At 65.4% G+C, this 12,030-nt stretch carries 12 protein-coding genes; 3 read left to right on the forward strand and 9 right to left on the reverse strand.

Annotated elements, in window-relative coordinates; translation table 11 throughout:
• Positions 1-184: 184 nt before the first annotated feature.
• The gene (locus G8760_RS24170) at positions 185-1,768 is read left to right on the forward strand and encodes a PspC domain-containing protein (protein ID WP_166355405.1); all 1,584 of its coding nucleotides are present in this window, start codon (positions 185-187) and stop codon (positions 1,766-1,768) included.
• Positions 1,765-1,959, forward strand: coding sequence for a hypothetical protein (locus G8760_RS24175; protein WP_166355406.1), 195 nt, complete (start codon positions 1,765-1,767; stop codon positions 1,957-1,959). Before G8760_RS24170 ends, G8760_RS24175 begins: the two co-directional genes overlap by 4 nt.
• 50 nt (positions 1,960-2,009) lie before the next feature.
• Here the strand turns inward: G8760_RS24175 and guaA are convergent, their stop codons facing one another.
• The 6 genes from guaA to G8760_RS24205 form a co-directional block, all read right to left on the reverse strand.
• Positions 2,010-3,572: a glutamine-hydrolyzing GMP synthase gene (gene guaA / locus G8760_RS24180; protein ID WP_166355445.1), complete on the reverse strand. Its 1,563-nt coding sequence runs from the start codon at positions 3,570-3,572 to the stop codon at positions 2,010-2,012.
• A gap of 545 nt (positions 3,573-4,117) precedes the next feature.
• A complete protein-coding gene (locus tag G8760_RS24185) occupies positions 4,118-4,885 on the reverse strand; it encodes a succinate dehydrogenase iron-sulfur subunit (protein WP_166355407.1) in 768 nt (255 codons plus the stop codon).
• Positions 4,885-6,639: a succinate dehydrogenase flavoprotein subunit gene (sdhA, locus tag G8760_RS24190; RefSeq protein ID WP_166355408.1), complete on the reverse strand. Its 1,755-nt coding sequence runs from the start codon at positions 6,637-6,639 to the stop codon at positions 4,885-4,887. Before sdhA ends, G8760_RS24185 begins: the two co-directional genes overlap by 1 nt.
• Positions 6,640-6,685: 46 nt before the next feature.
• Positions 6,686-7,141, reverse strand: coding sequence for a succinate dehydrogenase, hydrophobic membrane anchor protein (gene sdhD / locus G8760_RS24195; RefSeq protein ID WP_211199009.1), 456 nt, complete (start codon positions 7,139-7,141; stop codon positions 6,686-6,688).
• On the reverse strand, positions 7,138-7,515 hold the full coding sequence (gene sdhC / locus G8760_RS24200) for a succinate dehydrogenase, cytochrome b556 subunit (protein ID WP_166355409.1): 378 nt from the start codon (positions 7,513-7,515) through the stop codon (positions 7,138-7,140). The genes sdhD and sdhC overlap by 4 nt, the downstream gene beginning before the upstream one ends.
• Before the next feature lie 210 nt (positions 7,516-7,725).
• Entirely contained in the window at positions 7,726-8,859 is a 1,134-nt protein-coding gene (locus tag G8760_RS24205) for a glycosyltransferase family 4 protein (protein WP_207782671.1), read from the reverse strand.
• Between the two features lie 191 nt (positions 8,860-9,050).
• Between G8760_RS24205 and G8760_RS24210 the strand changes: the two genes are divergently transcribed.
• Positions 9,051-9,626: a hypothetical protein gene (locus G8760_RS24210; RefSeq protein WP_166355411.1), complete on the forward strand. Its 576-nt coding sequence runs from the start codon at positions 9,051-9,053 to the stop codon at positions 9,624-9,626.
• A 187-nt stretch (positions 9,627-9,813) separates the two neighbouring features.
• On the opposite strand, the gene G8760_RS24215 is transcribed toward G8760_RS24210, so the two are convergent.
• The 3 genes from G8760_RS24215 to G8760_RS24225 form a co-directional block, all read right to left on the reverse strand.
• A complete protein-coding gene (locus G8760_RS24215) occupies positions 9,814-10,590 on the reverse strand; it encodes a hypothetical protein (protein ID WP_166355412.1) in 777 nt (258 codons plus the stop codon).
• Between the two features lie 351 nt (positions 10,591-10,941).
• Positions 10,942-11,388 carry a hypothetical protein gene (locus tag G8760_RS24220; protein WP_166355413.1) on the reverse strand — a complete coding sequence of 149 codons (447 nt, stop codon included), beginning with the start codon at positions 11,386-11,388 and terminating at the stop codon, positions 10,942-10,944.
• Positions 11,389-11,460: 72 nt separating this feature from the next.
• Positions 11,461-11,859 (reverse strand): hypothetical protein, encoded by a 399-nt coding sequence (locus G8760_RS24225; RefSeq protein ID WP_166355414.1) that lies wholly within the window; start codon positions 11,857-11,859, stop codon positions 11,461-11,463.
• Positions 11,860-12,030: the final 171 nt, after the last annotated feature.

The raw sequence follows: 12,030 nt of genomic DNA on the forward strand, positions 1-12,030 counted from the left end.
AACCGCCCGCCCGGTGGGCAGACGGGGTTCGAGGCACGACGTCCATGGCACCGATAGTCACACGTCGCGCACCGTCGGCGCCATCAGGGAAGGCCCCTAGTGTGCCGGGTGTCAGCGGTACCCGGGGCGGTTTCAGGGTGATCCCCGATGGCGCCAGGCCATGCGACACGGCACGATCGAAGACATGACCGAGACTCCGCCGAGTACGTCCGCGAGCGGCCCTACCACCGCCTCCTCACCCGGGATGACCGACGAGCTGCGTATGCTGCGTCGCAGCAGATCCAACCGGGTGATCGCCGGCGTGCTCGGCGGCCTCGGGCAGCGGCTCGGCATCGATCCGATCCTGTTGCGCGTCGCTCTGGCCGTGTTGGTGGTGTTCGGCGGCGTCGGAGTGCTGCTCTACGCGATCGCCTGGCTACTCATGCCGGCCGAAGATGATTCAGCCTCCGTGCTGGATCAAGCCATTGGCCGGCGGGAGGTCCGCGACGCTAGCGCTGTGCCGCTGGCGTTGGGCCTCGGGTCGGTGATCCTGATCACCTCGGGCATCGCCATCGGAACGTCGTGGAACGGCAAGATCCTCTTGGTGCTCGCCGTCGTCGGGCTGTACGTACTGCTGCGCCGCCGGTCCGACGAACCGCCTGCCACCGCCGCGTCGGGTTGGCCCGGGGGCGAGCCGTCGTACGTCTACGACGCTGCCGCTGGCAGCTGGACCTTGCCCGACGACGTCGCAGCCACACCAGGCGCGGCGGGGTGGACCGTTCCCACCCAGGGGGCGTCGAGGTCCACGACCGAACCAGTATCCGAGCCCGATCCAGATACCGACCACGGGCCCGGCGTCGCCGAGCCACCCCGACCCGACGCAACGACCGACGCGCCCACCACGCCGTCGCGTTCCCCGGACGTCACTGGTCCGCTCCCGCCGGGCACCCAGGGCTGGCCCGAAGGCCCCGACTGGCAGCCGGCCGGCCGTGCCGGAACCTCCCCCTACGACGACCTCTACCTGGCCCGCGACTCCGACGCGCAGCCGCCCCAACGGACCGAGCCGCATCCTTCCGTCCTCGACGAGCCACGCCCCCGTTCCGTACTCGGAATGCTGACGGTGTGTACCGCCGTCGTCGCCACCGGGCTCGTGGCCGTCGCCGACGCGATGGACGTTGGGGTGGCCGGTCCGGCGTACATCGCCGTCCCGCTCGCCGTGGTGGCCATCGGCCTGCTGCTCGGCGCTTGGTTCGGCCGGTCCCGTGGGCTGATCTTCCTCGGCATCTTGCTCACCCTCGCCCTCGTACCAGCCGCCGTCGCCGAGCGATGGGATCTCAGCGCTGGGCCGGTCGAACTCGTGGCCGCTCCCGACCTCGCCGATCTGTCTACTGTCACCGTCACACACGGTCTGGGCCCGGTCGAGTATGACCTCTCACAGCTCGAGATGGCCGACGGCGACGAAGTGACCATCACGGTGCAGGTCGCGATGGGCACCATCGAGGTGCTGGTCCCGCCTGAGGTCGACGTCGTCGTCAACTCGTCGGTGGGAGCTGGGTCCCTCGACGTCTTCGACAACTCTCAGGGTGGGTTCGGCCGGACCGAAACCATTACCGACCTGGGGCCTGATGGCACCGGCGGCGGGCGCATCGAACTCGACCTCGAGATCGGAATGGGAGCGATCGAGGTGAGCCGAGCCGACCTCGACGGACTAGACGGAACCGCTTCGCACCCTGACGACGGCTCCAGCGCTGACCGCTCCGGTTCTAGCGACGAGGGGGCGGACCGATGAAACGCCACGACGTCGACGTCACATCGCTCGTGTTCGGTCTCTTCTTCCTCGGAGTGTTCATCGTGTGGTCGCTTGTCCAACTCGACATCATGGGCCTACGTGGCCTCGAAGTGGCCGCTCCCGTGCTGCTGGTGTCCGTTGGGCTGGCAGGCCTGATGGCGTCGATCACCAAGTTGCGGCGCGACCGCTGACGTGCCCCGGCATTGGGCGCGCCGCGTCTGGGTTGGCTCTGCCCGGGTGCTCACTCCCACTCGATGGTGCCGGGCGGCTTGCTGGTGACGTCGAGCACGACGCGGTTGATCTCGGAAACCTCATTGGTGATCCGAGTGGAGATCCGCTCCAGCAGTTCGTACGGCAACCGGGACCAGTCGGCCGTCATCGCGTCTTCACTGCTGACCGGCCGGAGCACGACGGGGTGGCCATAGGTGCGGCCGTCGCCCTGTACTCCGACGGAACGTACGTCGGCCAGCAGGACCACCGGGAACTGCCACACGTCGCGATCCAATCCGGCGGCGGTGAGCTCGGCCCGCGCGATGGCGTCCGCGCGCCGCAGGATCTCCAGGCGGCTGTGGTCGACCGCACCGATGATGCGGATCGCCAGCCCCGGGCCGGGGAACGGCTGGCGCCACACGATGTCGGCCGGGACCCCCAACTGTTCGCCGACCGCGCGGACCTCGTCCTTGAAGAGCCAGCGTAGGGGCTCGACGAGGGTGAACTGGAGGTCGTCGGGAAGACCGCCGACATTGTGGTGACTCTTGATGTTGGCCGCGCCTTCGCCGCCGCCGGACTCCACCACGTCGGGATACAAGGTGCCCTGCACGAGGAACTCGACCTCGCTTCCCTCACGTCCGGCCTGCGCGACGATCTCGCGGGCGGCGTCCTCGAAGACGCGGATGAACTCCCGTCCGATGATCTTCCGCTTCTCTTCGGGATCATCGACGTCCTTGAGCGCGGTGAGGAACCGCTCCTCCGCGTGGACGACGTGAAGATCGACGCCCGTGGCCGCAACGAAGTCGCGTTCGACCTGTTCGGCTTCGCCCTCGCGCAGCAAGCCGTGGTCGACGAACACACAGGTGAGCTGGTCGCCGACCGCCCGCTGGACCAGCGCCGCGGCCACCGACGAGTCGACACCTCCGGACAGTGCGCAGAGGACTTGTTTCTCGCCGACCTGCGCGCGGATCGTGTCGACCGCGTCGTCGACGATGTTCACCATGGTCCACGTCGGGCGGACCTGAGCGATGTCGAAGAGGAAATGCTCAAGCACCGTTTGGCCGTATTCGGTGTGCATGACCTCCGGGTGCCACTGGACGCCGGCCAGACCCTTGGCGACGTTCTCGAACGCCGCGACCGGGGTTCCGTCGGTGGTGGCCAGGACGTCGAAACCGGGTGGCGGCTGGGTAACGGAGTCGTTGTGGCTCATCCACACCGCGGCACCAGGGTCGACGCCGCGCAGCAAGGTACCGGCGTCGGCGATGTCAACCCTGGTCCGGCCGAACTCGGCCAAGCCGGTGCGCGCGACCTGGCCATCGAGAGCGACCGTCATCGCCTGGAATCCGTAGCAGATGCCGAACGCTGCTACGCCGGCCTCGAACAAGGCGGGATCGACCGATGGTGCATCGGCAGAGTAGACGCTGGCCGGGCCACCGGACAGGATGATGGCCTTCGGCTGTTTGGCCAGCATGTCCGCCACCGGCATGGTGTGCGGCACGATCTCGGAGTACACCCTGGCCTCGCGAACTCGGCGGGCGATCAACTGGGCGTACTGGGCGCCGAAGTCGACGACGAGCACGCGGTCATGGGACATGTCTGCCACTCGCCTGAGCCTAACCGACGCGTGGTAATCCTCGGTGCGGGCCCGCCCCGACGTTGTGCACCTGATCGTCGTTTGTGCACCTGATCGCTTTGCGCGTGGCGATCAGATGTGCGTCCGGCCGTGCTGATCTGCGGGTTTGCGTCGACCGTACATCTGATCGCATATCGGCATGTGGACGGAGAACGATCAGATGCACGCTCCGACGTGTAGTGGCCGTTGGTGCATCTGATCGGTTGACGGCAGACGGCGAATGCCGGACGGAACGACCACAGCGCGCAGCCATTGAGGTTGTATAGGCGGCCGGTCTCTTGGTGACTGACCGCGGTGGGCGTAGCACGTGAACCGAGGCGATCAGATGCACGCGGCGACGTCTAGCGCCGGTCTGTGCATCTGATCATTCTACGTTCGTATCGTGAGACGCGACCGGACGCCGCAGCCGCGCTTCGACCAGCAGCGTCGCCACCGCGTCCGCATCTGATCGTCGCCACAAGAACGATCAGGTGACATATCGGAGATCAGGTGCGGAAACGGGGTGGTTAGACGCGGCGGAATAGGAGGGCCTGTTTGACCTCCTGGATGGCCTTGGTGACCTCGATGCCACGCGGGCACGCGTCGGTGCAGTTGAACGTCGTACGGCAGCGCCAGACACCCTCGCGGTCGTTGAGGATCTCCAGGCGCTGCTCAGCGCCCTCGTCGCGGCTATCGAAGATGAACCGGTGTGCTCCGACGATCGCCTGCGGGCCAAAGTACTGCCCGTCGGACCAGTACACCGGGCACGACGTGGTGCAGGCCGCACAGAGGATGCACTTGGTGGTGTCGTCGAACCGCTCCCGGTCGGCCGGCGACTGGCGGCGTTCCCGGCTCGGATCGTTGCCCGTCGTGATCAGGAACGGCATGATCGACTTGTAGGCCGCGTAGAACGGCTCCATGTCGACGACGAGGTCCTTTTGGACGGCGAGGCCCTTGATCGGCTCAACCGTGATGGGCTTCTTCAGCGGCAGGTCTTTGAGCAGCGTCTTGCACGCTAGCCGGTTGCGGCCGTTGATGCGCATCGCGTCGGAGCCGCAGATGCCGTGTGCGCAGGAGCGGCGGAACGTTAGGGAGCCGTCGATCTCCCATTTGATCTTGTGCAAGGCGTCCAGCACCCGGTCGGTGCCGTGCATGGTGAGGGTGTGGTTCTCCCAGCGTGGCTCGGTGTCCGATTCCGGATTGAACCGGCGCAGCCGCATGGTGACCTGGAACGACGGGATGGCGGACGGCGCTTCGGCCGGTGTAGCGCCTGGTGCCTCGGTGGTCAACGTCATCAGAACTTACGCTCCATCGGCTGGTAACGGGTGACGACGACGGGTTTGTAGTCCAGCCGAACGCCGGTGCTCCCATCCTCGTTGCTGGTGCGGTAGGCCATGGTGTGGCGCATGTAGTTGACGTCGTCGCGGTTCTGGTAGTCCTCGCGGAAGTGCCCGCCGCGGGACTCCTTGCGTTCTAAAGCCCCGACGACGATCACCTCGGCCAAGTCGAGTAGGAAACCGAGTTCGAGACCTTCGAGCAGGTCGGTGTTGAACCGCTTGCCCTTGTCCTGGACCGACGCCCGCGAGTAGCGCTCGCGCAGCGCATGGATGTCGGAGAGGGCCTGCTTGAGAGTGGCCTCGGACCGGAACACCTGGGCGTTGGCGTCCATGGTTTCTTGCAGGGCGCGGCGCAGGTCGGCGATCCGTTCGCCATCCTGGCGGTCCCGCAGGGTCTCGAGCATCTCGACCGTGTCCGCCTCCGGCGACTCCGGCAAGTCCACCCATGGGGCTTTGGCGGCGAAGGCGGCCGCGGCGATCCCCGCTCGACGGCCGAAGACGTTGATGTCCAGTAGGGAGTTGGTCCCCAGCCGGTTCGCGCCGTGCACGCTGACACACGCGACTTCACCGGCGGCGAACATGCCGGGTAGGACCCGCTCGTTGTCGGCGAGGACTTCGGTCTCGACGTTGGTGGGGATCCCGCCCATGGCGTAGTGCGCTGTGGGGTAGACGGGCACCGGTTCGGTGTACGGCTCGATACCCAAGTACGTTCGGGCGAACTCGGTGATGTCCGGCAGTTTGGCATCGATATGGGCCGGTTCCAGGTGGGTCAGGTCGAGCAGGACGTAATCCTTGTTCGGCCCGGCGCCGCGGCCTTCGCGCACCTCGTTGGCCATCGCGCGAGCGACGACGTCACGCGGCGCCAGGTCCTTCAACGTCGGGGCGTAGCGCTCCATGAAACGCTCACCCTCGGAGTTGCGCAGGATGGCACCCTCACCTCGGGCCGCCTCGGAGAGCAAGATCCCCAGCCCGGCCAGGCCCGTCGGGTGGAACTGGAAGAATTCCATGTCCTCGAGCGGGATCCCACGACGGTAGGCGATGGCCATACCGTCCCCGGTCAGCGTGTGAGCGTTGGACGTCGTCTTGTACACCTTGCCGGCGCCACCGGTGGCGAACACCACGGACTTGGCCCGGAAGATGTGGATCTCGCCGCTGGCGAGGTCGTAGGCGACGACGCCGGCGGTGCGCCGCTCGCCCTCTACGTCGTTGGTGAGGATGTCGAGGACGTAGAACTCGCTGAAGAACTCGACGTCGTTCTTGAGGCACTGCTGGTACAGCGTCTGCAGAATCATGTGGCCGGTACGGTCGGCGGAGTAGCACGCCCGGCGCACCGCGGCCTCACCGTGGTTGCGGGTGTGGCCACCGAAGCGGCGCTGGTCGATGGTGCCTTCCGGGGTCCGGTTGAACGGCAGCCCCATCTTCTCGAGGTCGAGCACCGCATCGATGGCCTCCTTGGCCATGATCTCGGCCGCGTCTTGATCGACGAGGAAGTCGCCACCTTTGACGGTGTCGAAGGTATGCCATTCCCAGTTGTCTTCTTCGACGTTGGCCAGGGCGGCACACATGCCGCCCTGCGCCGCGCCGGTGTGGGAGCGGGTGGGGTAGAGCTTCGTGATCACCGCGGTCCGGGCTCGTTGCCCGGCTTCGAGAGCCGCGCGCATCCCGGCGCCGCCGGCCCCGACGATCACCACGTCGTATTGGTGCGTCTGCATGAGATGAACCTCCAGGTCTTGCTGGTCGTTGCGGCCCTCGGGACTTCTAAGCGCCGGGGCAGAACGACGGCAGCAACTCGGCAGCTGCCTCGGCCGGGCACGGGTCGAAAGTGAAAATCACGAGCGTGCCGAGAATGATGGTGAAAGCTGCGGCGACGTAGAGAAGCATCTTCAGCCACATACGCACCTGGTCGCGTTCGGCGTAGTCATTGATGACGGTGCGGAGCCCGTTAGTGCCGTGGATCATCGCCAGCCACAACATCAGCAGGTCCCACACCTGCCAGAGCGGGTCGGCCCACTTCCCGGCGACGAAGGCGAAGTCGAGGGCGTTGATGCCCTCGCCGACCATCAGGTTGACGAAGAGATGACCAAACACGAGCACGATCAGGAACACACCCGAGACCCGCATGAACAGCCACGCGTAGAGCTCGGTGTTGGTGCGTCCCCGAAGCCGGCGTGGAGACCGAGGGGCGGCAATGGTGGTTGTGGTCACGGCGATCAGCCCCCGAAGACGTGCGAGAGGTGGCGGACGAGGAACGGCACCATCAACACCAGCCAGAGGATGCCGACGCCGGCCAGCATCTGCCGCTGATACCGGGGCCCCTTGCTCCAGAAGTCGACCAGGATGATGCGGAGTCCGTTGAATGCGTGGAAAACGATCGCCGCCACGAGTAGGACCTCCATGAGGCCGACGATCGTGGTCTTGTAGGTGGCGATGACCTCGTTGTACGACTCAGGCGACACCCTGACCAGCGCGGTATCGACGATATGAACTAGCAGGAAGAAGAAGATGCCGATGCCGGTGACCCGGTGGGCCACCCACGACCACATGCCTTCGCGGCCGCGATAGATCGTGCCTGCCGGCGCCTTGGGCACGGGAGGTCACCTTTCACGTGTCGGAGAGCTAGGCGCACACGAGTGCACGGCAAGCGGCCCCAAGCGTGCCGGGCCGGCCCGTTGGGGCTGCCGTGCTGCTGCGTCACGTGCGGCCCAGCCAGAGCATTCGCCGCTCCGGCCGGCGTTTATGGTAGCCGTCGGGGTTAGGTAGTTTCCGTGGCAAAGGTCACCTGCCGGGTGTGACATGAATCAAACTGGGGCCCTCGTCGCCGCGTGGCGTTGGTCGAGAACGGCACGGTAGTGGACGAGTAGCTGGTCGCAGATCGCCGTCCATGACCTGCCATGAACGGCCTCGCGGGCTCGGCGGGCCATCGCGATCCGTCGTGCGTCGTTGGTTGCCAGGCAATTCACCGCCGCGTGAAGGGCGGCCCGATCTCCGGGCGCTACGAGGAATCCCGTGTGCCCGTCGTCGACGAGGTCGATGGGACCACCGGAACGCGGGGCGACGACGGGCACTCCTGAAGCCAGCGCCTCCTGAACCGTCTGGCAGAACGTCTCCGCGGGGCCGGTGTGGACGAATACGTCGAGGCTCGCGTAGGCGCGAGACAGCTGCGCTCCGGTCAAGACGCCGAGGAACGACGCATCCGGCAGTGCGGCGCGTAGCCTGGCTTCGCTCGGGCCGCCGCCGACCACCACGAGTTTGAGCCCGGGCACATCGCGCAGTGCGGCCAGGTCGGCCACTTGCTTCTCTGGTGCGAGCCGCCCGACGTAGCCGACGAGCAACTCGCCGTTGGGTGCCAGTTGGCGACGGAGGTCCGCGTCGCGGTGATCCGGGTGGAAGCGGACGAGGTCGACGCCGCGGCCCCAGTGCGCTAGTCGGGGGAAGCCGCGCGCGGACAACTCGTGCATGGTGGATGTCGACGGCGCTAGTGTCCGATCGGCCTGCTGATGGATCCGGCGCAGCCAACTCCAGATGACGTCGTCCCCGACCACCCGCCACAGTCGGTACCCACGGGCGAATCCGGCCAGATCGGTCTGGAACACGGCGACGGTGGGCAGGTTCAAACGGGCGGCGGCCCGGATGCCGGCCCTGCCGAGCCAAGCCGGGGAGGCCAGGTGGACGATGTCTGGCTCTACGTCGCGAAGTACGGTGCCGATCCGCCGGCTCGTGGACATGCCGATCACGCTGTCGTCGTTGCCGGGCAAGGTGCGCGACGGTGTCCTGACCACTGGTGCGCCCTGATAGGACGTCGGACCGTCGCCGGGTGCGACAACCACCGGCTCGTGTCCCCGGTAAATCAGGTGTTCCACGATCCTGCAGACCGTGTTCGCCACCCCGTTGATCTGTGGCAGGAAGGACTCTGTGATGATCACTACCCGCATGATGTCCACGGTGTGGTGCCTTGATGGCGATGTGGCGAGAGTGACGTGAATGAACGATGACTATGTGGCGTCCAGTAGACCTGCCCCGGCCGCAAATCTCATTATTAGAGATGGGGCGTGACTTTTCATGAGACGAACACCGATCATCCATGTCAAGGGATGGCGGAGTACGGCACGGTCTGGGGTGGCCCATGACGGCTGAATCGGTGCATGTTGCACGAGTACTACTGATCGGTAAACGAGCCCGGGTGTTGGAAGAACTCGGCCGCTCCCTGCAGCATCTTGGAATGGACGTCGCCCAGGAGACTGACCTGGCCCGAGCTAGGGACGTCGTCGACGCTTCCGAAGTGGACGTTGTCGCACTTGGGCGGGCAGTCCGCGGCAACAAGCGAGAAGAGCTGGTAGTAGCGCTGCGTGCCCAGAACCCCCGGCTCAAGGTGGTCGACGGGCTCGCGCCGATACCGGCCCTACTGGTGGCACAAGTGCAGGAAGCGGTCGGTACCCCGTCGGCGGGGGAGAGAGTTGTTGCCAGTGCCTTTTATGAGCAGGGTATTAATCGTGTGGTTCTGCTCATGCGAAAATCCGCAGAGGTTGGTATAATCCTGCACCGGTTGGACTCTTTATATCGAGTTCATCAGACGCCGATATTCTCTGGACGGCTCGGCGAAGGCCGGCAGAATATTCCCATTGGCCGCAAGATTGGCCGTGGCGAGCGGTATCTGGTGGTCAGTGCCGACCATGAGGTCAGCGTCCATCAGGTTCATTAGACCAAGCTCGCCGTTAACCTTCGGCCAGGCCAGAGGTTAACGGCGAGCCGAGGCGGGACCAGCGTCCGGTGCGCGCCCATTGGCTAGCGGCCTACGTCAACACCGCGGCGCCCGCCGCAACCGGCCCGGTCCGGCCGCCTGGGCCCGAATCGGGGGGTAGTTCAAGCCCAGGCGGTCATCGGCGTACTCAGGACAACGTGACCTCGGCGGTCACTTCCTGGCGCTCGTCGCTCACCAGGTCACCCTCCTCGTCGACCGGCGTCAACCGGGCCTCGAAGATAACCGCGGCGTCAGTCCGGTACATGAAGTTGTCGCCGTAGGAGACCGACTGTCCAGGCTCAAGGTGGTAGATCCCGTCCTCGGGACGGTCGTCCACTGCGTCGTTGTTGACGCCCATCTCCTCGTAGAGGGAAAAGTCGGTGATGGAGTCCATCCCCTGCAGGTACGGCCAGTCTTCGTACTTGGGCGAAATGTCGACGAGACTGATGCTCATCGGGATGGTCTCGCTCGACGTGTTGGTGACGACGTAGTTGACGAACACGATGTCATCGCCTTCGGCCAGCACGGGCTGGTTGTCGTCGGGGTCGACCAACATGCCGTCCTTAGGCGACGGCGTGACGCCCACCTGATAGACCGCAACCTCGAAGTTGTCCCCTTCGATCGTCGTGATCTGGTCACCCGGGGTGACAACCGGGGCCGCCCACGACGGAGCGTCGCCGCCGTTCGGGCTGTCGGCCACCTCTTCGACCTCGTCGACGTCGTCGGTGTCGTCGGTGTCGTCGTCAGTGTCCTCCGCGTCGTCGACGTCCTCCTCGGAGGCGTCGTCATCGACGTCCGAGGACTCACTCGTCGTGCCGTCGCCTCCCTCGTCATCGGCGTCGTCGTCGGAGCCACACGCGACCAGGCCCAGCGCCAGCACGGCGCCGGAGGTCACGGTGACGATGCGACGCCGGGAAAGCGTCATGCGCATGCTGTTCCTTCCAATCATCTCAACATGGGGTAATCCGGCGCAGTCGCCGGAGGTCCACGAGCCGCAGTGCCTGCGAAAATATGGCCGGCCAAATGGACCGCGGCGAGCCTATGCGCCGCCCCCAGCACGGGGTTCGGCAGGCGGAAAGCTCCGTGATCATGTCCGGATGATAGATTTACCGGTTTTCCTCAACCCGACTACCTCGGTCGGCGTGACCCGCGCCGGGGACCGTGGCTGAGCCGTGATTTGGCCGATCGTGACGTTGTCGCCGGGTGGCTGCCGCTGGGCACGACGACACGGAGGTCGGCGATGTTCCTCAGCCCGGTGAGGTGGGTGCGCGGAGGTTCATGTGTCGCTCGGAGACTCGCTGGTCCTGATGCACGGTGACGTCGACTTGATGCTGAGTCGGCCGTCGTCGCGTTCCAGTAGGCGGATGGTGAAGCCGTCGGTGCGGGCGGTAAGTACCCTAGCCAGCTCACGGTCGCGCACGTCGCGGATGATGTCGTAGCCCTGACCAGACCAGAAGGTGTACACGTCATCGAAGGTCTGTTGGTTGTCTTCGATGGGGAGATTGTCGAGCCAATATCGGCGTTCTACTTGATAGAGACCGTTGTGGCGGCCTGAGCGATCATCACAAGGCACGTCAAACCGGGGCCGAGGCTCAGGGGCGGAATCCGTGCCAGCCGCTTCAGCTAGTTCGAGCGCGTGCTGATCCACTGTTGTCAGTGCTTCTTCCTCAGTCATCGCCTGCTCCGCATCTCTCATGCAGCCGGTGATCGCGAGCATCGCCATCGAAATGATCATCAAGGCGAGTCTTGTCATCAGTGCACCCATCCGAGTTGGCCAGTGATTGCGACGGCGATTTCATGTGTTGCTCGGAGACTCGCTCGTTCTGATGCATGGAGATGTGGCGTTGATGCTGAGCTGACCGTCGTCGCGTTCGAGGACGCGGATGGTGAAGCCGTCGGTGCGGGCGGTAAGTACCCTAGCCAGCTCACGGTCGCGCACGTCTCTGACAATGTCGTAGCCCTGCTCCGTCCAGTAGGCGTGCAGGTCGTCGAAGACTTGTTGATTCTCCGCGCGAGGAACTTCGGCGAGCCAATAGACGCGATCTACCTGGTAGAGGCCATTGTGTTGGCCCGATCGGTCGGTGCAAGGGATATCGAGCGGTGGGAGTTGTGCTGGTTGTGGCCGCGGCGTGACCGTGTCGATAGCGCTGCGGATATGTTGTTCGGCTCGGTCGAGTGCCTCAGCCTCGGTCATGGAAGAGCCCGTTGCTCCTGCGCAGCTGGCAAGCACGAACGCCAAGGCTGTAATGAAGAGCGCGATCCTAAGGCTTCTCATCAGTGGCCCCGTTTGGGCTGGCCAATAGGTGCACATGGTGCCGGACCATGCTTTCGTCATCCCAGTAGCCGGATGAAGCCCGAGGTGAGC

This window comes from Phytoactinopolyspora limicola (genome assembly GCF_011320225.1).
Classification (GTDB): domain Bacteria; phylum Actinomycetota; class Actinomycetes; order Jiangellales; family Jiangellaceae; genus Phytoactinopolyspora; species Phytoactinopolyspora limicola.